This is a genomic window from Pseudomonas sp. P135 (genome assembly GCF_020312125.1).
Lineage (GTDB): Bacteria > Pseudomonadota > Gammaproteobacteria > Pseudomonadales > Pseudomonadaceae > Aquipseudomonas > Aquipseudomonas fragariae.
In genome coordinates, this window is the sequence record NZ_JAGPYR010000020.1 from 1 (window position 1) to 24,616 (window position 24,616).

General features: G+C 51.6%; 24 protein-coding genes. 16 read left to right on the top strand and 8 right to left on the bottom strand.

The window, feature by feature from the left end:
- Window positions 1-747 precede the first annotated feature (747 nt).
- The 4 genes from KBY08_RS22440 to KBY08_RS22455 all read right to left on the bottom strand — a co-directional run bounded on the left by KBY08_RS22440 (window position 748) and on the right by KBY08_RS22455 (window position 4,936).
- Window positions 748-1,542, bottom strand: a complete 795-nt coding sequence (locus KBY08_RS22440) for a carbon-nitrogen hydrolase family protein (RefSeq protein WP_111522393.1) — start codon at window positions 1,540-1,542, stop codon at window positions 748-750.
- Window positions 1,543-1,557: 15 nt separating this feature from the next.
- Entirely contained in the window at window positions 1,558-3,237 is a 1,680-nt protein-coding gene (locus tag KBY08_RS22445; protein WP_003341224.1) for a flavin monoamine oxidase family protein, read from the bottom strand.
- 150 nt (window positions 3,238-3,387) lie between these two features.
- Window positions 3,388-3,849: an Lrp/AsnC family transcriptional regulator gene (locus KBY08_RS22450; protein WP_003402109.1), complete on the bottom strand. Its 462-nt coding sequence runs from the start codon at window positions 3,847-3,849 to the stop codon at window positions 3,388-3,390.
- 10 nt (window positions 3,850-3,859) lie between these two features.
- The gene (locus KBY08_RS22455) at window positions 3,860-4,936 is read right to left on the bottom strand and encodes an FUSC family protein (RefSeq protein ID WP_011269160.1); all 1,077 of its coding nucleotides are present in this window, start codon (window positions 4,934-4,936) and stop codon (window positions 3,860-3,862) included.
- Between the two features lie 310 nt (window positions 4,937-5,246).
- Here KBY08_RS22455 and KBY08_RS22460 point away from each other — a divergent pair, with 310 nt between their 5' ends.
- Together KBY08_RS22460 and KBY08_RS22465 are read left to right on the top strand one after the other, a co-directional pair.
- The gene (locus KBY08_RS22460) at window positions 5,247-6,542 is read left to right on the top strand and encodes a M20 family metallopeptidase (protein WP_111522392.1); all 1,296 of its coding nucleotides are present in this window, start codon (window positions 5,247-5,249) and stop codon (window positions 6,540-6,542) included.
- 13 nt (window positions 6,543-6,555) lie between these two features.
- Window positions 6,556-7,059 (top strand): GNAT family N-acetyltransferase, encoded by a 504-nt coding sequence (locus KBY08_RS22465; RefSeq protein WP_032619925.1) that lies wholly within the window; start codon window positions 6,556-6,558, stop codon window positions 7,057-7,059.
- A 196-nt stretch (window positions 7,060-7,255) separates the two neighbouring features.
- Here the strand turns inward: KBY08_RS22465 and KBY08_RS22470 are convergent, their stop codons facing one another.
- Complete coding sequence (locus tag KBY08_RS22470; RefSeq protein ID WP_032657883.1) at window positions 7,256-8,071, bottom strand: formate/nitrite transporter family protein; 816 nt, start codon at window positions 8,069-8,071, stop codon at window positions 7,256-7,258.
- A gap of 439 nt (window positions 8,072-8,510) precedes the next feature.
- Here KBY08_RS22470 and msrA point away from each other — a divergent pair, with 439 nt between their 5' ends.
- The 3 genes from msrA (at window position 8,511) to KBY08_RS22485 (ending at window position 10,303) form a co-directional block, all read left to right on the top strand.
- On the top strand, window positions 8,511-9,017 hold the full coding sequence (msrA, locus tag KBY08_RS22475) for a peptide-methionine (S)-S-oxide reductase MsrA (protein WP_024693084.1): 507 nt from the start codon (window positions 8,511-8,513) through the stop codon (window positions 9,015-9,017).
- Window positions 9,018-9,702: 685 nt separating this feature from the next.
- Window positions 9,703-10,074, top strand: a complete 372-nt coding sequence (locus KBY08_RS22480) for a hypothetical protein (RefSeq protein WP_146258852.1) — start codon at window positions 9,703-9,705, stop codon at window positions 10,072-10,074.
- Window positions 10,055-10,303: a GNAT family N-acetyltransferase gene (locus KBY08_RS22485; protein ID WP_240875734.1), complete on the top strand. Its 249-nt coding sequence runs from the start codon at window positions 10,055-10,057 to the stop codon at window positions 10,301-10,303. Before KBY08_RS22480 ends, KBY08_RS22485 begins: the two co-directional genes overlap by 20 nt.
- 472 nt (window positions 10,304-10,775) lie before the next feature.
- Here KBY08_RS22485 and KBY08_RS22490 read toward each other — a convergent pair whose 3' ends face one another.
- From KBY08_RS22490 to KBY08_RS22500, 3 genes are read right to left on the bottom strand one after another with little or no spacing between them, the layout of a single operon-like run.
- Complete coding sequence (locus KBY08_RS22490; protein WP_111522391.1) at window positions 10,776-11,807, bottom strand: nucleotidyltransferase family protein; 1,032 nt, start codon at window positions 11,805-11,807, stop codon at window positions 10,776-10,778.
- A gap of 4 nt (window positions 11,808-11,811) precedes the next feature.
- A complete protein-coding gene (locus KBY08_RS22495) occupies window positions 11,812-12,597 on the bottom strand; it encodes a CAP domain-containing protein (RefSeq protein ID WP_158527653.1) in 786 nt (261 codons plus the stop codon).
- Window positions 12,587-13,789 (bottom strand): MFS transporter, encoded by a 1,203-nt coding sequence (locus KBY08_RS22500; protein ID WP_111522389.1) that lies wholly within the window; start codon window positions 13,787-13,789, stop codon window positions 12,587-12,589. Before KBY08_RS22500 ends, KBY08_RS22495 begins: the two co-directional genes overlap by 11 nt.
- Before the next feature lie 967 nt (window positions 13,790-14,756).
- Here KBY08_RS22500 and KBY08_RS22505 point away from each other — a divergent pair.
- The 11 genes from KBY08_RS22505 to KBY08_RS22555 all read left to right on the top strand — a co-directional run bounded on the left by KBY08_RS22505 (window position 14,757) and on the right by KBY08_RS22555 (window position 24,602).
- The gene (locus KBY08_RS22505) at window positions 14,757-14,933 is read left to right on the top strand and encodes a hypothetical protein (RefSeq protein ID WP_158506061.1); all 177 of its coding nucleotides are present in this window, start codon (window positions 14,757-14,759) and stop codon (window positions 14,931-14,933) included.
- Window positions 14,934-15,004: 71 nt separating this feature from the next.
- Complete coding sequence (locus tag KBY08_RS22510) at window positions 15,005-15,763, top strand: hypothetical protein (RefSeq protein WP_146258851.1); 759 nt, start codon at window positions 15,005-15,007, stop codon at window positions 15,761-15,763.
- Window positions 15,760-16,596, top strand: a complete 837-nt coding sequence (locus KBY08_RS22515) for a hypothetical protein (protein WP_111522386.1) — start codon at window positions 15,760-15,762, stop codon at window positions 16,594-16,596. The genes KBY08_RS22510 and KBY08_RS22515 overlap by 4 nt, the downstream gene beginning before the upstream one ends.
- A complete protein-coding gene (locus tag KBY08_RS22520) occupies window positions 16,589-17,371 on the top strand; it encodes a hypothetical protein (RefSeq protein ID WP_111522385.1) in 783 nt (260 codons plus the stop codon). The genes KBY08_RS22515 and KBY08_RS22520 overlap by 8 nt, the downstream gene beginning before the upstream one ends.
- Window positions 17,368-18,228, top strand: coding sequence for a putative PEP-binding protein (locus KBY08_RS22525; protein WP_055006130.1), 861 nt, complete (start codon window positions 17,368-17,370; stop codon window positions 18,226-18,228). Before KBY08_RS22520 ends, KBY08_RS22525 begins: the two co-directional genes overlap by 4 nt.
- A gap of 19 nt (window positions 18,229-18,247) precedes the next feature.
- Window positions 18,248-19,657: a PLP-dependent transferase gene (locus tag KBY08_RS22530; protein ID WP_111522384.1), complete on the top strand. Its 1,410-nt coding sequence runs from the start codon at window positions 18,248-18,250 to the stop codon at window positions 19,655-19,657.
- Between the two features lie 97 nt (window positions 19,658-19,754).
- Window positions 19,755-21,008 carry a hypothetical protein gene (locus KBY08_RS22535; RefSeq protein WP_146258850.1) on the top strand — a complete coding sequence of 418 codons (1,254 nt, stop codon included), beginning with the start codon at window positions 19,755-19,757 and terminating at the stop codon, window positions 21,006-21,008.
- 2 nt (window positions 21,009-21,010) lie between these two features.
- A complete protein-coding gene (locus tag KBY08_RS22540) occupies window positions 21,011-22,021 on the top strand; it encodes a PLP-dependent cysteine synthase family protein (RefSeq protein WP_111522382.1) in 1,011 nt (336 codons plus the stop codon).
- 3 nt (window positions 22,022-22,024) lie between these two features.
- A complete protein-coding gene (locus KBY08_RS22545) occupies window positions 22,025-22,780 on the top strand; it encodes a hypothetical protein (RefSeq protein ID WP_146258849.1) in 756 nt (251 codons plus the stop codon).
- A gap of 8 nt (window positions 22,781-22,788) precedes the next feature.
- Window positions 22,789-23,598 (top strand): hypothetical protein, encoded by an 810-nt coding sequence (locus KBY08_RS22550; RefSeq protein ID WP_111522380.1) that lies wholly within the window; start codon window positions 22,789-22,791, stop codon window positions 23,596-23,598.
- Window positions 23,599-23,615: 17 nt separating this feature from the next.
- Window positions 23,616-24,602: a hypothetical protein gene (locus tag KBY08_RS22555; RefSeq protein WP_111522379.1), complete on the top strand. Its 987-nt coding sequence runs from the start codon at window positions 23,616-23,618 to the stop codon at window positions 24,600-24,602.
- Window positions 24,603-24,616 lie beyond the last annotated feature (14 nt).

The following is a 24,616-nucleotide window of genomic DNA, read 5'->3' on the forward strand; positions in this document are numbered from 1 at the left end:
TTTTGATTCTGCCCAACGGGCGTAGGAGCGGACTTGTCCGCGAAGGGGCCGCCAAGCTTTCCGACAACGCATCGCCTGAGCGACCGTCTTCGCGAACAAGTTCGCTCCTACTCCTCGGGCAGAAGGCCGTTTTTGATTCTGCCCAACGGGCGTAGGAGCGGACTTGTCCGCGAAGGGGCCGCCAAGCTTTCCGACAACGCATCGCCTGAGCGACCGTCTTCGCGAACAAGTTCGCCCCTACCCCTCGGGCAGGAGACCGTTTTGATTCTGCCCAACGGGCGTAGGAGCGGACTTGTCCGCGAAGGGGTCGCCAAGCTTTCCGGACATGCATCGCCTGAGCGACCGTCTTCGCGAACAAGTTCGCTCCTACCCCTCGGGCAGGAGGCCGCTTTTGATTCTGCCCAACGGGCGTAGGAGCGGACTTGTCCGCGAAGGGGTCGCCAAGCCTTCGAACATGCATCGCCAGAACGACCGTCTTCGCGAACAAGTTCGCTCCTACTCCTCGGGCAGAAGGCCGTTTTTGATTCTGCCCAACGGGCGTAGGAGCGGACTTGTCCGCGAAGGGGCCGTCAAGCTTTCCGAAAATGCATCGCCTGATGCGACCGTCTTCGCGAACAAGTTCGCTACGGGCTCCGGCCAGAATCAAAAGCGGGCTTGTGTATGACGATGGTCGCGGAGCGTGGGCACGATAGTTATAGGATTATTCCGCACGCTCCTGCGTGGGAATTATCCATCCGGCTAATCTGATCAAGTCAGCGACGTATAAAGCGCCGGGCGGCGATCCACGAAGTAGTCGTTCGCGGTTCTGGCCTGGGCCAGCAGTATCTTGTCCAGCGTGCCGACCAGCAGTGCTTCGTCCTGACCTGCCAGCAACGGGCGGCTGCCGTCCGGTGCGCAGATGCTGCTGAGCCCGCAGTAACGAATCGCGCCCTCGCTGCCGCAGTAGTTGGCGTACACCACGTAGCAGTGATTCTCGAAAGCCCGCGCCCGAACCGTCACGTCGCAGACGAAATCGTAAGGCAGCATGTTCGCGGTGGGGACCAGAATCAATTCGGCCCCGGCCAGGGCCAGCCGACGGGTATTTTCGGGGAATTCCACGTCGTAGCAAATCAGCAGGCCCAGGCGCCAGCCATTCAATTCGACCACCGGGTAATGATCGTCGCCTGCGACGAACATCGACTTGTCCAGCTCGCTGAACAGGTGCGTTTTGCGGTAGTTGCACAGGCGCGTGCCCTGGCTGTCGATCAACTGCACGGCGTTGTAGATCTGCCCATCGCCCGCGCGCTCCGGATAGCCGTAGAGGATCGCAATGCCGCTGGCCTGCGCGATGGCGGCAATGCGCGTCGCTGCCGGACCGTCCTGCGCCTGCGCCAGCTCACCGACAGCCTGAGCGCCGATGTTGTAGCCGCTGAGGAACATTTCCGGACAGATCAGCACCTGTGCCCCTTGCTTGGCGGCGGCCTGAGCCTGCTGTTCCAGGCGAGTCAGGTTGCCGCTGACATCCAGCGGCAATGGTGGGCATTGATACAGCGCAACGCGCATGGGGTTTTCCTTCTGTCAGTCGCCCAGTGCAATCGGGCCGATTTCGTGGAACACATCACCGGGGCCGGGGTTCTCGGCGTGAGTCTTGCCGCCGAAGTGGTTCATGATCCCCCACACGGCGTTCAGTGAGGTCTGCACAGCGCCTTCGACCCACGCCGGTGTCCAGGAGACATCGTCGCCGGCGATGAACATGCCGCGCTGTTCGCTGGGCATATCCTGCTGCATGAAGTGCGCGTACATGCGCTGGTTATAGCGGTAATGGCCCGGCAGCGCACCCTTGAACGCACCCAGGAAGTGCGGATCAGCTTCCCATGACACGGTAATCGGATCACCGATGATCCGCGCTGCGATGTCCACTTTCGGGTAGATCTTCTTCAAGGCATCCAGCGCCAGCTTCACCCGCTTCTCGATGGGCTGCGGGAGCATCTTCAGTGCATCGCTCATCCACGAGTAGGACAGGCAGATCACGCCTGGCTTGTCGTCGCCGTTATCGAACAGGTACGTGCCACGGGTCAGCCGGTCGGTGAGGGTCATGCTCATCAGGTCGCGGCCGGTTTCCGGGTCTTTGTCCTTCCAGAACGGGCGGTCGACCATCACGAAGGTCTTTGACGACTGCATGTAGCGGGTGCGGTCCAGGGCCATCCACATCTTCTGCGAGAACAGCGACTCTTCGCACTCGATCTGCGTGGTCAGCAGCCAGCTCTGGCAGGTGGTCAGCACAGCGGCGTACTGCCGGGTGTCGCCCCAATTGTCGGTCACCGCAAAACTGCCATCCTCGGCGCGCGCAATGCGCTTCACGCCGGGACGTGGTGCACCGCGGTGCAACGACGACAGGCTGGTGCCCTTGGGCCAGTGCGCGCAATGTTCGGGTACATGGCTCCACAAGCCGACCGGCACTTGCTGCACGCCGCCGACGATCAGGTGCTGGTGTTCATCGCAGTTGGTCATCACCACACGGAAGATTTCCAGCATCGAGTTGGGGAAGTCCGAATCCCAGCCGCCCGTGCCGAAGCCCACCTGGCCGAATACTTCGCGGTGAAAGAAAGACAGCTTGGCGAAGGCCTTGGAAGTCGCGACAAAATCATAGAACGTGCGGTCGTCCCATAACGGCACCAGCTTGTTCCACAGCTCCTTAAGACGCGGCACATCGCGGTCGCGGATGGCCTGCTGGATGTCGCCGAATTGCGAGCCGCTTTCCAGTGCGTCGGCCCAGGCGTCGGCGACTTCCTGAAACAGCGCCGGCAGGTCCGAGAGCATCTGTGCGTAGTAGGTGGTGCCTTCCAGGTCGATAACGGTGCTGCCAGACGCCGCGGTCAGCGGGTTGGGGAACGGCCTGGACTCAAGGCCCAGCTTGTCGACGTAATGAAAGAACGCCGTCGAGGACACCGGAAAGCGCATGCCGCCCAGTTCGGCCACGATGCCTTTGGCGCCTTCGAACTCCTGCGAGCGCAGGCGGCCACCCATTTTCGAGGCTTCGTACACCACCGGCTTGAGGCCCATCTTCATCAATTCGTAGGCCGCCACCAGACCGGCTATCCCGGCACCGATAATTGCCACTTCAGCGCCGTGGTTCTCCACGGGAATGCTGCCCAGGCCTTTCGGGTGCTCGATCCAGTCATCGAAGGCGAAGGGGAAGTCGGGGCCGAACATGGTGATCGGCTTTTTGCCGTTGGCGGGGTGACGGTTGTTCTTCATGACGGACCTTGATGGGCAACGGCGAAAAACAACAGTCTAGAGAAGGGCGGGCACGTTAATAAGACGCAAAGTGTCGTCGATATGCTGTTTGTTTGGGCTAAGTGACGAATCTGCTGGTCGGTTTGTATGGCTGTTTGATCGAGTAACCAGTTACACCGGCTGGCCGCGATCGATCTTGCTGCTGAGGATGATCGATGTGGTGGTCTTCTCGACACCCTCCACGCTGCCGATCAGGTCGAGTAACTGGTCCAGTTGCTCGGGAGAATCCGTGCGCAGCCAGGCGACATAATCGAACTCGCCGCTCACCGCACAGAGTTGCTGAACCTGCGCCATGGCACTGAGGCGCCGCACCACTTCCTTGCCCGAGCGGGGTTGCACGGTGATGCCGACATACGCCTGCAACCCGCCACTGACCACGCGCTGGCCAAGGCGCACGCCGTAACCGGTAATCACTTTGCTGCTTTCCAGGCGCGCGAGCCGCGAGGTGACGGTGGTGCGGGCGATGCCCAGTTGCCGGGCGAGCATGGCGACGCTTTCGCGCGCGTTGATTTGCAGCGCGGCAATCAGCTGGCGATCGATTTCATCCAGCACAGGCGGGCGGGTATCGGGCACGGGCGGTTCCTTAAAACTTCCAGCGTTTGGCGGTCTTGGCCAGACGCGCCTGCAGGCCGTCGAGGTTGAGCGCCAACTGCTGGGTCATCAAGTGGTAGCCCTTCAACTCGGTAGGAATCACGGCCTTCACTGCAGGTGTCTCAGGTGTTTCGGTCGTGCGTGCCAGACGTTCGGTGGCCCCGGTTTGCAGGGCGCGGGCCATGCCGATCAGTTGCCGGCGAATCTGGCGGTAGTCAGCGTCCAGCGATGCCTTGAGCGTCTCGTCGGCAAGTTGATTCAGATTCGCAGGGCGAATATTGGCGAGAATCTCCAGGGTGCTCAGGCACATGCGGAAGTGGCCCTGAATGGCGTCCAGCTCGACCATGGACATCTTCACTTCCTTGGACACCGACGGCAGCAGCGAGCGCAATTGCAGCATCGTGCCGTTGAGCCTGGCGGTCAGTTTCAAATGCTCATCGGCGGTAACCGGCTGGCCCTGGACGATGCGCCCGTACACCTTGGCGCAGTCACGCAAGCCGCTGGCCAGGTTGTAGCGCCAGGAAAACACCGCATACAGCGGCAGGGCGAAGGAGAACGCCAGGGCCAGCGCGATACCAATCAGAATATCGACGGTACGCCACAGCCCGTCACTGATCGGGTTGTAACCATGACCGGCAACGATGAACAGCGTGATCGCCGACAGCAGCGCGGTGTAACCGCCTTTGCCGATGGCGTGATAGGCGAAGAAGCCGCACATCACCGACATCATTGCGTAGGTCAGCAACGGCATTTCCAGATAGCCCTGCTGGACCACCACGATCAGACCGAGGCCGGCACCGATCAACGTTCCATAGGCACGTTCGACCGACTTCTTGCCGATATTGCCGTGATGCTGCAAACCGCCGATCACGATCAGCATGGTCACCGACGCCCACTCGCCATGGGGCAGGTTGAGGCCGGTGGTCAACAGGATAGTCACCAGCAAGCCCACCGCAATCCGCGCCGCGTGGATCAGCCGCGCATGCCGATAACGGCGATACGGGTCCAGCAAAGGACGCAGAACAGGGCGAAGCCAGGAGGGTATGAAAGCAGAGCGCGAATTCGTCATGCGTAAAGAGACCGCGAGGGTAGGGAAGAGATCCCTGATTGGATGGTGGTATTTCCCAGTAAGCCACATTTGACGGGAGATGGGTGGGGATTGTTGCCGATCAGCACGAGCAGCATCGTCGACTTATCTTCCAGACTTGCTTTCAGAGACTGGAAAGTCTCAGCTTCTGATATCCCTCTTTTTTGGCGTCGCTCAAGGAACCTTGCCCGGCTTCCTGCCACTCAGGACGCCACAATAGCGCCCGTCATGGATAATCTGACGGGTTCTTGGGCACACTGGCTCGACACCACAAAAGCGGACGCTATCCAGCATGAAAAGTCTTCTCCCCTCGCTCCTGATTCTGTTTTTCTGCACTGGTGTATCTGCAGGAACGGCACATGATGAGCAAAGCATGGCGTCCTATGTCGATAGCCACAGCGCCGAGCAGATCGCTTTGCTTGAAAAACTCGTCAACATCAACAGTGGTACTGATAATGTTGAGGGCGTCGTCAAAGTGGGTAATTTGATGAAGCCGGAGCTGGAGGCGCTTGGCTTCGAGACAACCTGGCACGACCTGCCTGCAGGAATGAATCATGCGGGTAGCCTTGTTGCGATCCACGATGGCAATAAGTCTGCGAAACGAATTCTACTGATAGGCCATCTGGACACGGTTTTTCCTGAAACAAGCAGTTTCCAGAAATTCACCTACCTTGAGGGCGGTAAAAAAGCCAAGGGCCCTGGCGTCATCGATGACAAAGGCGGCATGGTCACGATGCTCTACGCCTTGCAGGCGCTGAAACACACCGGCGCGCTGGAGAACATGAATATCTCGGTGGTCCTGATCGGTGATGAAGAGCTGGCGGCCAAACCGACGGAGATCTCCAGAGAATGGCTGATCGCCGAAGCCAAAAGAAGCGACATTGCGCTGGGTTTCGAATTCGCCTTGTCGCCCAACCAGTTGATCACCGAGCGCAGGGGATTGAGCGAGTGGTTTTTGACCAGCACCGGCGTAGACAAACATTCAGCGACTATTTTTCAGCCTGAAACCGGTTTCGGGGCAGTGTATGAGTCGGCTCGAGTGCTTGATGAGATTCGTCGGAAGCTTTCGAATGAGCAAGGCCTGACCATCAATCCGGGACTCATTCTGGGTGGCTCTACAGCGGTCGAAGATGTCGCCAGTGGACAAGGTACTGCTTCTGGAAGAAAGACAACGGTTGCCCGGATTTCTTCTGTGCATGGCGATTTGCGGTTCAGCAGTGAGGCTCAGAGAGTCTCCGCGGAAAACCAGCTGAAAGAAATAGCCAGTTACCCGCTGCCTCTGACCAACAGCGATGTGAAAATCAAAGCCATCATGCCGGTCATGGCTGATCGTGAGAGCAATCACAAGCTACTGGAAGCCTACAGCCAGGTCAGCCAGGATCTCGACGGGCCTGTTCTGAAATCGGCACCGTCAGCGGAAAGAGGCGGAGCTGACATTTCCTATGTGAACAACTATGTAACCGCAAGCCTGGACGGGCTAGGTGCCTGGGGTGAAGGTGCGCACAGTGAAAACGAAACCATCGATCTGAGCTCTTTGCCCGTGGTAACAAAACGGGCGGCTATTTTCCTGAGCCGTTACGGTAATTAGCATGAGAGGCTCGGTGGCGTTCGACCTGCGCCTGTCGAAAGATAGCGATCTACCGGACTTGAGGCGCCTCTCGGCGCTGGCCCGTGATCGCTATAAAACCATTTCCTCTCTGGCACATGTCGCCGACCTCCCTCCGCTGAGTGCAGACAGATTCGAAGCCTGCCGCGTTGTCGTTGCTGTTGACCAGAACACTCATGAGGTCATCGGGTACGCCGCCATGCGGCCACTCGATGGTTTGTTGTATCTGGACAATATCTCCGTCGTTCCTCGTGCTTCAGGCAGTGGCGTGGGTAAGACTCTGCTGTCCTCCGTTGTGACGCATGCGCAGGCCCTTCGGGTTCAGGCCGTGAGCCTGACGACCTTCCGCGAGCCGCTGTGGAACGGGCCGTGGTTCAGGAAACACGGCTTTGGTCTTATGCCGGACATTGAAATTGGCGAAGGGCTGAGGCGTGTCGTGGATCGTCAATCGATGACGTTCAGTCCTGCAACGCGGGAGACATTGTGGCGTGTGCTTTGACGCGCGTGTAATCCGATACGCGCAATCGACTCAGCGGCGCACGGCACCTTGATTGATCGTACTCTGAGCTCAGGCGGTGCTCTCCGCTATTAGGGTTTGTGGCTGTTGAGCCGTATTGACACTCACCCCCGCAGAGCTTTTCGCTCTGCGGTCGTCATCTCTTATCGCCGCATCGTCTGTATGGCGTTGGACCGGATTATTCCGGTGTTTGCGCGCCGCTGGTCCTGGACAGCTCAGCCGGTCGGGTTGCCGCATTGGAAAAGGCCAAATGATAGGCCAGGCCGACGAACACCGCGCCGCCCACTGCGTTACCCAAAAATACCGGAACGAAATTCTCGCCGAACTGCGCCCAACTCAAGGCGCCAGCGAAGATCGCTGCAGGAATGACGAACATGTTGGCGACAATGTGCTGAAAGCCGATCGCGACGAATGCCATCACCGGAAACCACATGCCGACCACTTTACCGATCACGTCCTTGCTCGCGTAGCTGAGCCACACCGCCAGGCACACCAGCCAATTGCAGCCAATACCCGAGATGAAGGCCTGTTCGAAGCTGGCCCCGACCTTGGCATTGGCGATGGCCACAGTCTTGGCCATGAAGGCGCCTTCAGTCAGCCCCACCACATGGCCGAAACAATAGGCGACGAACAGCGCACCGATCAGGTTGGCCAGCGTCACCAGCACCCAGTTACGCACCAACTGACCCAGACCGATACGCCCGGCGAACAGCGCCATGGGCAGGCTCATCATGTTGCCGGTGAGCAACTCACCGCCAGCCAGCACCACCAGAATCAGCCCGACCGGGAACACCACAGCGCCAAGCAGATTGCCCAGCGACGCCCACTCGTGAGGGATCATGGTGCTGACATGAATATCGAGAAGAAACCCGAGGGCAATGAAAGCCCCTGCCAGAAAGCCCAGGATCATCAACGACGACAGGCCCAAGTGGGCCTTCTTGACGCCGCTTTCGACGGCGATTTCAGCGATTTGCTGCGGGGTGTTCAAAGACATGGTGGGCTCGTGCGTGGTCGTGGGCTGAGCATGGGGAATAAAAGCTCAAGCGGTGCGCGCATCTGTCGCACCGGGAAACAACGTTACGGAATGTTTCGGAAGATGGCTAATCGGATGTTTTGATCGGGTGATTGAGAGGGTCGATGAGTGGGGAGGTTTCGCGGGGGTGGGCTTATAGTTGTTTGGTTGGCAGGTGTGCAGTGGGTCAACTAAACCCGATCACTGAGTTGTCAGCGACCGAGCCACCTTGGAAACGCTGACTCAAGCGCTCAAGCCAGCGGATTCTGACGCAACTGCAGGCAACGGAGCAAGGCGCCAAGGCTTCTGTAGGACGTTTACTCGTTCCGCAACACGATCCTGTTTTTTACTGCATCCGGCTTGGTATTGCCCGGCATCACCCCATAACTATCCCTGTCTCCATAAACCGCAAGGACAGACCATGACCAACCCAACCGAAACCGCCATCCTTGCCGGCGGCTGCTTCTGGGGCATGCAAGATTTGTTGCGACGCTACCCCGGCGTGCTGCATACGCGAGTCGGCTACACCGGTGGTGACGTACCGAACGCCACCTACCGCAACCACGGCAATCATGCCGAAGCGATTGAGATCGTGTTTGACCCGGCGGTGATCAGCTACCGGCAGATTCTTGAGTTCTTTTTCCAGATCCATGATCCGAGCACGCCTAACCGGCAGGGCAATGATCTTGGGCCAAGCTATCGTTCGGCGATTTACTACCTGAGTGAACAGCAAAGGGATATTGCCGAAGATACCGCAGCTGACGTGGACGCCTCCAAGCTGTGGCCGGGGCGTGTGGTCACGCAAATCGAGCCCGCCAGAGAGTTCTGGGAGGCGGAGCCGGAGCATCAGGATTATCTGGAGCGGATACCGAACGGTTATACCTGCCACTTCATCCGGCCTAACTGGAAGTTGCCCAAGCGGGCTTGAACCTGAACCGCACCGGGAGAGGCCGCGATAGGGGAGAGCGCAAAAGCGGACCTGCCCCTGTCATGCAGGCGACTGTAGTGGTAATCAGACACTTCTATCTGGCGATATTCTCGCCTGATTGAGTGTCCGGAATCACTAGACCACTACAGGGCTGTATCTGAGAGGGCCTCACCAGAAACACCAAAGCCGCGCAATGCGCGGCTCTGAGTATGGTGGGCCCACACGGACTCGAACCGTGGACCAAAGGATTATGAGTTGCTGAGCGACCGTGTATACCTAGATAAATCGTTCGTAGCTGAACGTAGGTTGGCATAGCTGGAGGCCCTGTCGTACGTGGTGTCTAGCATAGTTTAGCTAAATATGCAGTAGCTGGTCAGCGTACCGTAGATGTACCGAGTGTGTCGCGTCGAACAGCTATAGTTTTGATGATTCATTCAAGTCATTGGAGCTGTTCAGTTAGCGAGTGGTCAGGAAGCAATCACCATCGATGGCCACAGCCACAGTGGCCTATAAGAGCAACCTGACATCAAAGCGTGTTCTACGATCGATTCCTTAGTCCTAAGACCCCTTTGGACGTCAAAGGCCTATCATCACGCATGAAATCGTCCTACGCTTAGTCCACGTAGGCTACTACGAACTGCCGACAACCTCTCGTGGCCGTTGCTGGCAAACAGAAAATCTCGAGATGAGTAGGAAATCATGGAAAAAATTCTCTTTCTTATCTGGCTCATTAGCGATTGAGAACCGGCCATTCCACTTTCAGGTCGCAGATGTAATAAAAAAGGCCCTCGTGAATCATACCGGATATTTGGGGTATGAACTCACCACGCTTGGTCCGGCTAGTGATGCTGATGTGCCCTCATTTATCGTTGTGTCTCAGCAATCAGGTATTATTCTAATTGACGTGGTTGAAGGGCAGGTCTTGGATGTAATTGAGACCGATAGCGAAGAGTATTGGAAGTTAGAGTCAGGAAATATCGTGACTTCTAAATCTCCAGAGCGGGGAGCTGGAGGCAGTCTTCGTGTTACCAAAGTTCATGGGGCAAGGCATAGGTAAAAAGATGGTCACTCATCTTGAGCATCTAGCACGAAAGGCGGGTGTTGCTAAGATCCACCTTGAAGCCACGCTGAATGCTAAAAATTGTTATCAGCGCTGTGGCTTCACCGCAAGCGCCCAAGCTATTTACAACTCTCCCTACGAGCACCAATTGGCATGCGTGCCTATGCGCAAGCAGTTGGTAGATCATACCGACCTCAAGGATCTTGAATGTCGTGCGCTTCGCTAGCTGCATATGCGAAAAATCTACCCTCGGCGATTGGTAGTCCAGTCGCCTTCGGTCGACAGATGACGCCTTTATTTAGCTATGCACTCATGTCCGCTACGCAGGCGTTGGGAAGGTATTTTGCTGGACGCTTACGTCCCAAGCGACAGAGCCTAAGCAACTGCAAAGGGGAAATGGTGTGCTGCCATGACGCCTCGCAATCTTATTCAAACGGTGCTGGATTAGGTGATACACGATGAAGCATCCCGTATGCTAACCCAAAGGTGTGTTGTGCAGACACTTACCATGAAATCTAATGATCCGTACGCTTATCTAAAGGATGTGCTGACTCGGTTGCCGATGTATTGCATAACGACCCTGCAACTCCGGTCAAAAACCCAGCGCACGTTGAAAAAGCCGCGGCCTTTTATAAGTTGAACGAGCGACTCGCGAGCCGGACCTGATTTTCCGAAAGGAACCGCAGAATAATTCAAGGTCACGTCCTAGTCGTAAACTGCGGCTCGGATTCAGGAACGTAAAACAACTTATGGATTTGATAGCCATAATCGAAACGGCGAGAAGCTTGGTCGCCGAGTGAGCGTATTATGAACTGTGGGAAAACTTGAGTGCTACATATCAGATTAATGCTGGCCATCGTGTAGAAGAATGGTTTGTAGATATCGAGTTCCCTAATCATTGCCTGAAAAGCATCCCAGTCGATATTCGACTCTTTGGCTAGTTTCGCGATATCAAATAGGGGGGTGAGCTTGGTAGAAAGTTTCAACGATACGTCCAGATAGTATAGTAATATGCTATGCCAAAGTGCATCGGCAGGTCTTAAACAATGGAGATTGCTGTGCGGCACCTTCGACTCACTGAAAAAACGTTGGGCGGGTAGACCGGCGACTAAAGAGTGGTGAAAGTTTATGGCCACGATTATATTAGAGTAAGTCGGACTTACAAACGTCGGGTGAATATATGCGTTGGTATGCTGATTCCTGTAATTCAGAAGTGCTTGGTCCGGCGTGAACGAAAACGCTTTCGCTACTTTCGCAATTTGGACAGTGTCTCGGGCGTACGCCATCGCGCGTTCTGCGTCGGTCAGAGCGATTAACTGGCCAGTGTGCGTATCCATTTTACTTTCTTCATAACCGAACTCAGCCAAAGCTGACTGCCAAACCGGCCAGTGCTCTCGATCGATGTAAACGTCAATGTCTCCACGTCGGCCCATAACATGATTTTGATGTACGCCAAGGGTGTAATAGGCGCCCTTGGTCAAGATGAGTGGCAGCCCCTTTTCTTCGGAGATGCGGGACAATAACTCCGTCGCCTGTTTCTGCCTAGCCCAAATACTGTCCGCCAGTTCGGAGGCACTTGTGGTGTTGCCTGTCAGAAGTGCGTGTACCCCTTCCACACGTGTGCGGTGAAAGTAAGTCTCATCCGGCTCGGCAAGTGAACCACTGAAGGGCTCCATCTCAATGTATGCACGCAACATAGTCATCCCTGTCACATCGGTCTGCTGATGCATTGACTCATTCTCCTATTGAACATGTGATGTAAGTAACGAATACATGGGCAGTGACTTTCGGTGACCCGCTCTCGAAAGAAACTGTCCAACGCCAAACCTGAGCCAGACCACAAGCATTGGTCTCGGCCACACGGATATTGTTGTAATGATTAAGGCTACCCAGCCAACGCTCCAATATCTCGCAAGGCGCACCCAGTCCTCTGGCGATACATTCTCGGACATGTTTCGCCTCGGGCAAGACCTGCAAAACTCGATCGACCGGAGTCAGACCATGCTCTCCACAATGAGTCATTTCCAGCTGGCGAGCCATATAGTGAGTATGACGTAGAGCTAACTGATCGAGTGAGGGCAGCCTTTGTTGAGTCATTAATCCGCACGATGACCTATACTCATTAATCAAATCGAAAAGGATGCAAGATCTAGAAATATCGGTAAGAGGCTCGATGGGCAGGCCGAGCCCGATGATGCTGACATGAAAAGCCTTTTTAGAAATCAGCGATATGCGTCCAAGCTGACTCGCGTTCAGCAAATGAACGTCATCGATCACGAAAATTGTATGTCGTTTTTTGACGCGCTCAGCAGTGCGCCGTATTTGGCTGTGTATCAGGGCAAATGATTTATGGTGTGCCGACAGGCTAACCACGTCGATTTGTGGATTTGAAGTAGCCCAGTTACGCGCTGCATCTACGGCTTCGGTTTTTCCTGTCAATGGCGACGATCTGATCAGAAGGTCCGCCTTAGGGGTGCACTCAAGGTGACGAACGAGCATCGAGCTAAGATTACCGTCCATAATCATCCTCCGACTTCCGTACATACATTAATCTGAACGAACAGATCAATGTCAACATAGTGATCAGAGAGGAGACCAAGGGAATCAGACTTTTATCGGGCACAAGCCCGCTGACAAAAAACGGGCCTGACGCTTGGGCAAGCATGCTTAGGCTTAGATAGGTTGAGAACACAGGCCCACGCCCACTGCTGGGAATTGAGGTCAGAAACGACGAGTAAAGGTTGTTGGTTACGAAAGCAAAGAGAAGGGAGTTTAGAGTAATCGATATAGTAATTACAACGGCGCTTGAGCCTTGCATCATGAAAAACGTTAGTAGAAGTAACACGATTGCGGCGATGTTTAGTTGGTTGAGGTACTGCTTGTAGCGTGCGTTAATCGCTGGCGAAATCCAGAAGAGAAACCCTATACTCAATAGCGCGCGTGCTGCGCCAAAGGCGCCGAAATACTCATCCTTCCACCCAGGTATATCCTTCAGCCATAACGGAAAAGTCCGATAAAAACCTTCATTAACAATAATTATAAGCATTAACACAAGAATCAGGTAAAAGGAACTATTACTGAAGAAAATTCGTTCGGAAAGCCGCCATTTACGAACATCTTCATGACTATTTTCCCCAGCATCTAGGGCAATCTGATAACTGTTCGCGGAAATGAAGGAGATCAAAAAAAATAGCGAAACAAGACAGAATAGAGTAGAACATGCAAAAATAACACGGTAGCCAAGAGGTTCTATGGGAAGCGCCAAAGTGATTGCAGAACCCAATACTGGTGCAAGGCAAGCACCAAAAGACCGTGCTGCATTATACTTGGACATCTCTACTGCCAAGTCGAGATTACGGCTGATGCTGGTAATCAATAAATCTACAGTCCGGCCTAATGAGCTACCGGCGCCAGTCAACAGGCGACTTGTAGTCGTCAGAAAAAGCGAGGGTGTCGACACCAGAACCAAATAACTCAACGCATGGAAAAACATTCCGGAACTACATGTGTGTGCTGCGCCTAATCGTTTTGTCAGCGCGCCGAGCAGATTGCCCACCGTTAACTGAACCAAGATGGGCAGGGCCAGCAGCAGTGAAATGACCAGGCTACTCTGCGTGACATGGGAGAGATAAAGTACGAAATACGCGCCAATGATTTGTCCACTGGCACGAGAAAAAAAAGCATAGGCGTAGAGGTGGTTCTTTTTGTTCATAAGTGTATAACCCCTGCTGGGAAATCATATATCTTATCTTTCCGGATACTAAACACCTGGTAAGCCCGGGTATGCATACACACTCATCGCAGCGAATTGCTCTTTACCTAGTAGGCCTGTTCTCAGAGCGCACATTTCAAGCTCACTTAATAAATATTTACACCGGGGGGATAAGAAATCTGGTTAAAGCACATGACATCCACAATAATTTGTATCCATCCCCAGCCAGCTGGCTGATCGTTCGAGTGAGATTGATGATCGTGATGATGGAGAGTGCTCTGAGTGGTAAGACCTTGAAAAAAGCATCTGATGGGGTCGGAGTTCAGCTGCAAGCCGACGAGTTTGAAATTCTCGAATGATAGGATGCATTGGAAGTGTATCCGTGTCATCAAAGGCAGTCGCAAAGCTCATTAGAGGCTGCAGAAGAGCGTCATGCCGCCATTGATGGAAGGTGCGTGGGCAGTCACATCTAGACCTCATGTTCGTTGCTCCAAGTAGTGCTTGATACCTGAGATACCTACGAAGCGCGCCACAACAATTGATCTGACCGATCTGAAAGGTGCATCGCAGGCCGTTATAAAAACTAACCCAATTGGCCCACTCTTCCTTCGCTAAAAAAGGTAGACGAGGAAAAGATCGTGGTCAAATTTTTTATGTATTCAGTCCTAAATTACATGTACTAGCAATGTACTAGCAATCTGAAATCATACGTACTGGCACTCTGAAGTCAGTAGTAATAGCACTCTGGAATTTCATGTGCTGGCACTCTGACGCTATATATACCGTCACCTTGAAAAAAAGAGCAAAAATCAAGAACTTGTAAACCCAGGCGAGTGAGCAAGATCAGCAGTTGTGTTCCACAAGTAAATTTTTATTTGACATCTCTTTTAACTTGGCTAGATTTCAGATCGGCAGCAAGCAATATGCCTGTCGGAAACCAAATCAAGTAACATTCAGGAGTAAAATCATGACTGAGAATACAGCTGGAAACCGTGTTGAAAATGCGAAAGCTGAAGCCCATGAACTCGTCAAAACCCCATTTGGCGAGAGTGTTGTAACTAACCTCGTCGTACCATCGGATGTAGCGGACAAGCGCTATGTTTCCGTAGGTGGCGGCGGCGGCATTGCCGACAAAGTTAAATAAAATCGGGGTGTCTCCCTTTCTTCGGAAAGGGAGACACATTGCCTGTATCTTAACGCCTGCGGGGAGATGAAATGCCACAATTTGATCTTTGTAGGATTTATCCCGATGCCCCAGATCCTCTTAAGGCTGGATTCGCCGAGCATGCCCTTAGTGCAAGAGCGCTGCGGTACTGCCGTCCCGTAAAAATGGCATCCAAAATAGGATGGTTGTTTTATCCCCCTATGGATTTTGCGGTCCTTCTTAAGGACGATAGAATTCTTTGGAGCTATGGTGCTTTAGCTGAGTGGTATATCCTGGAAAGTGCGCAACTTCCCGGCATGGCTAATCTTGTTGATTCCAGAGTGCCTGAACATCAAGGCGCTTCGCCTCCATTTTTAACAGCGTTACCAGAAGAACGCTGCATTCAGATCTGGCTGGGTTATTCAGTGAGGAGCCCAAAGAATATTGCGTTGCAAATAAGAGGTCCGATAAACCACCTCCAAAAAAACACGTATGAGGTTATAGAGGGAGTCATCGAAAGTGAAAAGTGGCATGGCCCGCTTATTACCGTCATAAAGCTGCGTAAAGAGAATGAGCCTATAATTTTTCGCACTCATACTCCGCTAATTCAATGCGTGCCGGTGGATGCCCGCCTATATGAAGCTTCCGCTTGCCAATCGAACGCCATTGATGCCTTCGGTTCGTTTTCCGAGAGCGATTGGGCCGGTTTTTTTGGAACGCTACATCGGGCGGGAAAGGGGAAAGACGTGTCCGAGAAAAATCGCCAACAACTGAGCCTGATGAAATCGGCCACAGGCTTGAATAAGCCCAGAGAAGGAAGTTCAGCATGATCCATGAACTTTTTCAAAATCCAAAAATAAAACATGCTATCGAGCAATTGAGCCACGTGCTCGAATTGGCGCCGGATGATATTGGTTATGCCAGCGGATCTCTATTCGACGGGCTCGGTGACCAGGATTCCGACTTTGATATCTATATATTAACAACTGCAGATTCACTGAGGCGACGAGCTGCGGATTTTGATAGTGAAAGGAAAAATGACCAGTATAATTATAATTTTGGCATTCAATACATCAGCGTCGAGGGTGTGTCATTTGATGTTGAATTCCATGATAAGGATAATTTACTAAAGCTGTTTGACTCTCTGGATTGCCTCAAGCCAATCAACCGTCAATCTCTTCATGAGAATTATCGCTCATTAGGCCATGTGCCTCGCGACAAGGCCGTTGAGATATTACACCGATTCAGAATCGGCGAGCCCTTTTTTAATGAGTCGGGTTTCGTCTCGATAAAAGCTCGTTTTGATGAGAACGCATTCTTCTCATGGAATGCTCTCTTTCATCTCATGGAGAGCGAGGACTTTGTTAAGGGTACTAAACGAAGCCTAAAGGCTAATGACAACGAAAGTGCGTACTTAAAATTATGTTATTTCCTGAACAGTTTGGCAGATGCACAGATTTTTCTCGGCAAAGCTAGCTGTGACAGATGGAAATGGCGTTTGCCCAAGTTGAGAGCAATGGACGTTCCGGAGTTTCTATCGTTCTACTTGTCTGTACAGATACCTGAAGACGTTTCATCTGAAAGCTTGAAAGTTTTTGTCGAAAAAAAGCTGCTCAAAGGAGTTTCCTTAGCCCAAAGTATGATAGGTGAACTCGATGGATAATTGTCTCAGGAAAAGTGTCTGTTCAAGTCTAGAGGCGAAAATTAGCGAGCGGTTTTTTCCCATATTGAAAACCTTGGGCGCTCCTGACTGTGTTCTGAACAGAGTCGAGAACGAGTTTTTTTTCCGCTTTGCGCAATCTCCGCAAGTTGCGTTGTCGCACCTTCGCGACGAACTTCATAAAACCGGGCTACGTGATAGTTGGAACGAGGTCCTGAATAATGCTCGCTCTACGTATCTCGCCAGACTGATTGCTCCTTACGTAGAAGGGGTGACGATGGATCTGCTTTGTGGTGATGGCGCATTGGCGATCGAGTTAGAAAAGAGGACAGGGCAACCAACATATTTGGTGGAGCGCCAGAAGGACGTGCTCAACCCATGGCGGCCTTGGTTTAATAGAATTCTCCCTTTTGGCTCAGCGGACGCTAGCCTCGAAGGTCTCGATCCCGATACGATCGTGCTGTCCACTGTACTGCATCATGAGCTGTTCCCGCGAGACTTAATTCGCGCAGCCGCAGATAAGACGCAAAAAAAGTTAGTAATCATTGAGAACTGCATTGACGAGGTATACGACGCCGAGTACCAGGTCTTTGTTGATCTGTTTTTCAATACATGCCTAAATCAAACAAGCCTCGGTTCGCCGGGTGCGCATTTACGCGAAGAGGAATGGACCGTAATTTTTTACGAGTTCGGGTTCAGCCGCGTAGACGTCGTTGAGCGATCCACTCAAGTCCCAGGCATTCCTCTTTCACACACGGTCATGGTTGCGAGTAAATGACTGAGCGCTATTTAGGATTGAACGGCGAATTGGTCGATCAGCACGTTATTTCACAGATGGCAGGCATTGGGCTTATTCGTGGAGAATACCTGTGTCGATTATTTGGTGATTATATTACTTGTCAAAGGGTGCGAGAAAAAATTCGAAGCTACATTTCTGCTCTGGGTGAGCATACAAAAGATAAAGAGATTTGGTATCGAATTATCGATATGGAAAGCAGTGAAGTGAATACTTTTGAAGGATGCGATATCGCGCTATACGAAAAGAGTCCGATGATGGGGCTACGCGGAGCAGGGCGGGCCTTGGAGATACCGCAAACGTTCGACCTTGAAGTGACTATGCTGATCGAATGCGCAAAACAGAATCCTAATGTACATGTGATTATTTCTTATGTCACATCGGTCGCTCAGTTCGAAGCGCTTGCCGCGCGCATACGAGAGTTAGGATTTCCCAACAAAATAGGTGCAATGATCGAAACACCCGCAATGGCACTTGATCTAGCAGAATTTACTTCTGCCCAATTATTTGTTGTAGGCCTGAACGACTTGCGTAGCCTTTGTTTGGGCGTTGCCCGAGATAGATTGTCAGCTGATGAAGTTCCGGGTTCGGTCATGACTTTGTTGAGGCATTGCATCAAGATTGCCGCCAGCAAAAATATTCCACTCCATGTGGCGGGGTATATTAGCGCTGATATATTCAAGAAATTAGAAGTAGAAAATGTCGAGGCAGTAGTGGTGCACTATAGCCATTTGAATAAAGTATTTCCTTATGATTTCGATCCACTGGTCGGTGAGATGGACTACAAAAAAATTAAGAACGAGATTCGTGCCAAATTGGGCGACCCTTCCATTCGTTAACTAATCGCCGGATGTATGCATGAGCAAGGATATTAGCATAACTTATTTGTCGGAACTTTATCGTCTGATGATTGCAGAGCTACGAGAACCCCGTGTATGCCTCGCGCAGAACTCATCATTATTGCTCGCATTGAATGAGCACATGCGCAGCATTTACGATAAATATTGGGGTGAACAAAGGCAAGCCACTGTCGTCGATCTTTCTGACGAGGAAATGCTTTGGGCAGAGTACGAAAAAGCTGCAGCTGCCTATGCCAATGCCCTAAATGCGCAGGCAACCATTGCGACTTGTTATTCCTCCATGGCGGAATACTGGCAAGACGTCCGGGACCAGGAGTGCGGTAAAAGCGAAAATACTATCTGGGACATATACGAGCATGGTTCGCGACGGCGCCTCGAATCAACTTTCGCAGATGAATTAAATGTGCAATCTGCCCTCCTACTCAATAGCGGGATGTCGGCTATATCAGTGGCCATGAGCGCTATTGGATTGAAGTCTTCAGATCACGTGCTAGTAGGTAAAAGCTCCTACTTTGAAACCAATGAGGTGCTGGAGCACTTTTCAGGTGTGACCGGCTGTCAGGTTCATAGCATTGACTTCTTGAATATATCTGCCTTTGAAGATGCGTTAAAAGACTTATCGCCAAAGTTATTAATGGTGGAAGTTGCGACAAACTGCCCGACACCAGCGTTACTTCCTGATTTCTCTCAAGTGGACTTCGGCGCGAACGTGCCGATTATGATTTGCGATCAAACTATTGTTGGTTTTCCTAGTGAGGCTATTTCACTAAAATACCCTGGCGACGTGATTTACTTGGCAAGTCTTTCAAAGTTTGTGACTAATAGCATTAGCGCTGGGTTGATTTTTGGTCAGGCCTCAAACATCAATGTCTGTCGCAAGATCGCTAGGTTTTCAGGTCAAAATCTACAGGAGCGAGCGTTCAATTTTATCCGTCATTCAGATATAGCTTGCGTAGGTTACCGAATGGAGATTCACAGGAGAAACGTGCGATTGTTTGCAAATGAGTTAGCTCAGGTGAAGTCGTCGCTCTCACTATTTCGAGTTTTAGGCCGTGATTATCTTGATGACTCCTCCCATGAGTCAGACATTAATGGTTGTCTGATTTTCTTAGCGCTCAGGTCGAGTGCCGGCCGAGATAATTTCGCGCCCGAGTTAGTTGAGCGCCATCGTGCGGTGGTCAATAGCTGGAGGGATTTCAGCCTACGCCGAGGAGGGAGTGTTGATATTCGCTCTGGCTTCGGCTGGAGGAGAACTTCAATTCGTTGTTACGAGGGGAGTCAACTGAACCAGCCCGATGCACCCTTATACATTAGGATCTCGGTCGGACTGGAATCACGGAATGCTGCAATGTGTCTCGCCGGACGACTCGTGGAATCAATAAGAGAGGTGTCTTGTGAAATCATATAATGTGCGTCACGAAGTTAACGCAATAACTATAAATGAGATGCTCGCGGAGTTATCTTCTGAATCTTTTCAGATTGCCTTCGAGAAATCCGGACGTTGTATGCATGCTGAATACAGCGTCGCTCAAGCTACGGAAAATCTCCTTAATATTTTAACGCTACTCAGGCGAGCTAGTCATATTATTGCCGGCTCGCTAGTGGCAATTCGTTCCTACGAGTTGGAAATTGAAACGGCTCATCATCTTTATAGTTGCTCCTTGGCGGTTGATAAAATTCGTACAAGATTAACCGAGCTTAGGGTCGAGAAGTCCAAGATTGAAGACTGGCAGGATATCTCTGGTTTTGCTTCGTGCACTGCTACCCTTGAAGCAGATTCAGATCTGGTGTTTGTCAGTGTAATCTATCTCGGCTATTTTCAGCTAATTCAGTGCAAGATCAGCGAATACCTTAGCTTTAGCGATCCTATTCTTGACATGCCATCCCGCCGCTTGTTGACAGAAACGAACAGCTTTCTCGACGACGCGCGCACATGGTTTCAAGGTTCATGTCGTTATGCAGACAACGGTGCATCTTTCGCTTGGATTAAAAAGTTTTCCTCGCAAATTAGAGACTTGATAATTTGCGAGTTGCGCGATGGCCCCCAATCGAAGGATGCGGAGACTGAAGGCGTGTCAACGGTACGCCAACGTAAGGCGCAGCGCGACCCTAGGCTTAAAGTGTTTGCAAACAGCCGAAACTATTCAACAGAAGATCTTCCTAGCTTGGAATCCGCGAAGAGCCAGAGAAAGATGAAATTCATGGATACATTTCGCACGCAACGGGACGAGCTTGACGCCATCGAAACATTTGCCAATGTGCTATTCGATTTACGAGGTAGCAACTTTGAGTTCGAACTTTTTCTGGCTCGGTTGGTTTCCGACGAGGCACGTCACTCTGAAATGGGCCATCAGTGGTTGAGCGGCGTTGGTTATGATCCTTTCTGCGTTCCTTGCAGCACGATTGGTATCGATGTGCGAACAACCATGCAACCCTATACAGCGTTTGCCCAGATAAACATTTTCGGAGAGCTTCAGCAAGTCGCTAGCCTGCGTCGTTTTGCGCTCGAGGCAAAGGCGTCGGGAGACGAGCTCTCCGCTAATGCTCTCGATTTTACCAATGCCGATGAGCTGATGCATGTCAAAGTAGGTCGAGAATGGCTAAAACGAATAGCGCTTTGGCAATGTACCTCATTCGACAAGGTGCAGGAGGTAGCACGGGTTGAAGCGATTGATCGACTTCATGACTTAGGCATTATAAATGAAGATTACAAGTCGACAATTACGATAAAAGAAATGGCAGCGATCATCGGAGAGTAAACATGGATATCTTTTCGGATCTGAAGAGTATGGTGGGGCGCACGCCAATTCTTAAGCTTAAAAAATTTAGCGGTTCGAAGGATTCCAACTTGTACGCCAAATGTGAGTTCCTCAACCCTGGCGGATCAATCAAGGACCGCATCGGGTTTCACATGGTTGAGTGTGCACGTGCTAGCGGTGCCTTGCCGAAAGGAGGTGTCATTGTCGAGGCGACTGCTGGTAATACCGCAATGGGCCTCGCAATGGCGGCCTCACACTACAACCATCCGTTGATTGCCGTCATGAGCAGCAAGATGAGTGCCGAGAAGATCAATTTGTTACGCACTTACGGCGCGAAGGTTGTGATCTGTCCGTATGCGGTAGCCCCTTCCTCTCCCCACCACTTTATGAATGTCGCCAAACAAATTGCTCAAAGTCTATCTAACGGATGGTTTTGCGATCAGTTCAGCAATCAGGCGAATGTCGAAGCACACTATCGTTCGACGGGGCCCGAAATCTGGGATGCTTTCGGCGACCAACTCGACGTGCTGATTTGTGGATTGGGAACCGGAGGTACATTGACCGGGGTTGCTACGTACCTAAAAGAGCGCAATAGGGGACTGCGGGTGGTGCTTGCCGACCCGCTAGGCAGCACGCATGTCAATCACTTCCAGCAAGAGCAGGTGGACGCAGCACCCTACTGGATCGAGGGAGTCGGTGGGGATTTCCGACCCGATATAGCGGACTTATCCCTGATCGATGAAACAATACTGGTTTCAGATGCTGAGTCCGTAGAGTCAGCCGTCGATTTCTTTCAGAAAGAAGGGCTATTTGTAGGCGGCTCGTCCGGGACGATTCTGGCCGCTGCCAGAAAATACCTCGCCAATAATAAAGGGACTAAAAGCCGTATTCTCGTATTGCTCCCAGATGGTGGTCGCTCTTATTTAAGTACTATTTATAATCCACGATGGCGTGCAGACAAGGGCTTGGCTATCGGCTCTGAATTTGGCAGCCTTGAGCTCGTTCAGGAGTAGACTATGTACATAACCGGACATTGCTTTATTTCAGATGCCTGCGGGCTCTGGGAAAGTCGAAAAATATACGGCGATGCTGTTGGCTATATTACGTTCCCGGATTACGCGCGTGGCCATGACGTCGGTTATCAACAATGTTTTATTCCACGTCGAAGATCTGAAAGCCAAGAACTTGTAGTCTCGCATCTATTAGCCGATTGGTGGGTTCATTATGGCCCAAGACAAGAGCGGACCCGAAAAGGCTGGGCTTACAGAAAAATGGGCATCTTTGCCAAGATGTATGACGATTTCTTCTCGAGTGCCGAAAGTAATGGGTTGCGGAATCCGGCTCTCGAGAGGGACTCCTATCGGGGCTTTTCCCATACGATGGTCGAGTATTCGATTGATACTTGGATTTCCCGGACGCAATCGGTGGAACATTATTTTCACTTGACTAAGGAAGGGGTCAATGCGATAGATACAGAACAACTGTCTAAACATCTAGGGTTTATTGCTGACGAATTTGATATGACCAGCGATATATTTTGCAGTGACCTAAAAAGCTTTAAGGAGCGAGTTGACCGCGCTGACTGTACCGCTGATTGGGTTTTATTCGCAGGCCTGAAGAAGTTTGGACTGACTCATTGCCCTCATTCATTAATGCTTCTTGGAGATTGTATCGATCGTGGATTGGAGCAGATATCTGATCAAGATATGACATCTATGCTGGGTGAGTGCATCGAGTTTGTCCACTCTCGTACATTGGCCAATCGTATATAGGAACGCCCATGGATACGCTAGGACATTGTTATGTTGCAGAACTCAGTGGAGAGTTTTCATCGACGGATATTTATACCCAAAAATTTTTGACGATGCTCATTCCGAACATTTTTCACTGCCATGACTGGGCCTATCAACTTATTTTAAATCCAAGCTCTGAGGGTATGAGTGCACTGAAAGCGGATCCGCTGTTTCGGCAAATAAAAACCCATTTGATTGCTGACTGGATTATTCATTACGGGTATGATTGGTCTAGCCTGGAAAAAAGAAAATGTGGTTGGGCCTATAGCAAGATGGGGCTTTCAGCACGAAATTATTTAGGGTTTTATGCTGAACTTAAATCCTCTAATCTACTTTTAGATAGTGCGGCTCTCCCTGAGAGCTGGAATAAGAAGAAGCTGCTTGATTTCCACCATAGTGCTGTTGAATACGCATTGGATATCATCATTGCAGACCATTTTTCAAGTATTTCTCACTTTAAGGCCTTGCAGGACTTTTTCTCAGTAGAGGTCCCTCTGGATGACGAGAAGCAGTTCCATACCTTGCTAGCTACTCTGACCGATATGGGATTCAACTCAGATAGAGATTTTAAAATATGGCGAAAATCTTTTCAGGAAACCCTAGACGCGGTGCGTCTAGCAGACCGTGCTGCGGATATTCCGATATATGGCTTTGCAAAAAAATATGGCTTGAACATGACCCACGATGCGTTGACTCAGGCGCGTAGGTTTTTATACTCGATCGTCGATGACATCGATCCGCAAGAGGCGTTTGAGTTGTGCCGATCTATTTCCCAGCACATCCGCCGAAATTTATAGTAAGAGGGATTTTTACTATGCCTAATACTGAACTAGGCTTAATCACGGTAACACCTGATGCCATGGCACAAGGGTTGCTCAAGCCTCTACTTGACGCCTTGAACAATGCGGATATCTATATCGTCGCCGCTATCCCTCATCGGTTTTCGATGCCGGAGGTGCTTTTGCTCTATCAGGACAGAATTACGCACGATCGGAAAGAAAGCCGTACATTATCAAACTGGCTCTCTCCACGGTCATTTACAGCTGGTGGTTCGGTCGTGTTGGCAGTTCGATCCCGAAAAGCCCACCCACAGGGGCTTCAGCCCTTCATTGCGGCCCTTAAAGGCAGCAGCCGCATGGCTGAGCCGAAAGTCGGAAAGCTGAGGGCAATTACTGCATGGTGTGAGCGCAGTTTGTCGTTGGTGCATAGTCCTGACGACGAAGAGGGCGTCGACCATGAGCTGACACTTTTGTTTGGCCCGGAGCTTCTAATACGGATCAACCAACTGGAAGGCTTAGCTTTGGAGCGCGATGTGCTACGTTTGTTAGCGCTGCACGCCAGAGAGGATGTTGCTTCATCGATCTTCAGCGGGATGCCGAATATTCTGGCCAGAGGATGCGCGTGTCTATACGGAAGCCCCATTTTTACAAAAAAGGACCAACTGCTTAATCTGATTGATCGCTTGCGGCGATTATCAAAGAATGTCTCTCGGCAAGCGGCCCATGAGCAAGTTTCTTTCTTTTGGTCAGCTCTGGAGTCATTCAAAAAAGACTTCGTTGCACTACATGAATGCTGCAAGCAGGGTTTGATGGATAATGTATCAATCAAGCAATCGCTTTACCGGTATCGATTGGTATGCATGACTAATACGATGATTGCGGCGTGTGATCCCGTCATGTTCAAGGTCGATGTATCAGAGGAATTATGCAATACATTTAGCTCGGCGGGCATCGTCCTCGACCACTGGGAGGAACAGTCGCTGCATATTGTCGCGGCCTATCACACGGATACAGCCCGGTGATTATTCGTAACACC

Bases quoted from the DNA above. Each gene is read 5' to 3' on its own strand.
- KBY08_RS22460 (WP_111522392.1), top strand. From the start codon at position 5,247: ATGAAAAGTCTTCTCCCCTCGCTCCTGATTCTGTTTTTCTGCACTGGT.
- KBY08_RS22545 (WP_146258849.1), top strand. From the start codon at position 22,025: ATGTACATAACCGGACATTGCTTTATTTCAGATGCCTGCGGGCTCTGG.
- KBY08_RS22500 (WP_111522389.1), bottom strand. From the start codon at position 13,789: ATGAACAAAAAGAACCACCTCTACGCCTATGCTTTTTTTTCTCGTGCC.
- KBY08_RS22505 (WP_158506061.1), top strand. From the start codon at position 14,757: ATGACTGAGAATACAGCTGGAAACCGTGTTGAAAATGCGAAAGCTGAA.
- KBY08_RS22490 (WP_111522391.1), bottom strand. From the start codon at position 11,807: ATGCATCAGCAGACCGATGTGACAGGGATGACTATGTTGCGTGCATAC.
- KBY08_RS22470 (WP_032657883.1), bottom strand. From the start codon at position 8,071: ATGTCTTTGAACACCCCGCAGCAAATCGCTGAAATCGCCGTCGAAAGC.
- KBY08_RS22495 (WP_158527653.1), bottom strand. From the start codon at position 12,597: ATGGACGGTAATCTTAGCTCGATGCTCGTTCGTCACCTTGAGTGCACC.
- KBY08_RS22555 (WP_111522379.1), top strand. From the start codon at position 23,616: ATGCCTAATACTGAACTAGGCTTAATCACGGTAACACCTGATGCCATG.
- KBY08_RS22515 (WP_111522386.1), top strand. From the start codon at position 15,760: ATGATCCATGAACTTTTTCAAAATCCAAAAATAAAACATGCTATCGAG.
- KBY08_RS22440 (WP_111522393.1), bottom strand. From the start codon at position 1,542: ATGCGCGTTGCGCTGTATCAATGCCCACCATTGCCGCTGGATGTCAGC.
- KBY08_RS22445 (WP_003341224.1), bottom strand. From the start codon at position 3,237: ATGAAGAACAACCGTCACCCCGCCAACGGCAAAAAGCCGATCACCATG.
- KBY08_RS22530 (WP_111522384.1), top strand. From the start codon at position 18,248: ATGAGCAAGGATATTAGCATAACTTATTTGTCGGAACTTTATCGTCTG.
- KBY08_RS22485 (WP_240875734.1), top strand. From the start codon at position 10,055: ATGGGGCAAGGCATAGGTAAAAAGATGGTCACTCATCTTGAGCATCTA.
- msrA (WP_024693084.1), top strand. From the start codon at position 8,511: ATGACCAACCCAACCGAAACCGCCATCCTTGCCGGCGGCTGCTTCTGG.
- KBY08_RS22510 (WP_146258851.1), top strand. From the start codon at position 15,005: ATGCCACAATTTGATCTTTGTAGGATTTATCCCGATGCCCCAGATCCT.
- KBY08_RS22520 (WP_111522385.1), top strand. From the start codon at position 16,589: ATGGATAATTGTCTCAGGAAAAGTGTCTGTTCAAGTCTAGAGGCGAAA.
- KBY08_RS22540 (WP_111522382.1), top strand. From the start codon at position 21,011: ATGGATATCTTTTCGGATCTGAAGAGTATGGTGGGGCGCACGCCAATT.
- KBY08_RS22535 (WP_146258850.1), top strand. From the start codon at position 19,755: ATGCATGCTGAATACAGCGTCGCTCAAGCTACGGAAAATCTCCTTAAT.
- KBY08_RS22525 (WP_055006130.1), top strand. From the start codon at position 17,368: ATGACTGAGCGCTATTTAGGATTGAACGGCGAATTGGTCGATCAGCAC.
- KBY08_RS22550 (WP_111522380.1), top strand. From the start codon at position 22,789: ATGGATACGCTAGGACATTGTTATGTTGCAGAACTCAGTGGAGAGTTT.
- KBY08_RS22480 (WP_146258852.1), top strand. From the start codon at position 9,703: ATGAGTAGGAAATCATGGAAAAAATTCTCTTTCTTATCTGGCTCATTA.
- KBY08_RS22455 (WP_011269160.1), bottom strand. From the start codon at position 4,936: ATGACGAATTCGCGCTCTGCTTTCATACCCTCCTGGCTTCGCCCTGTT.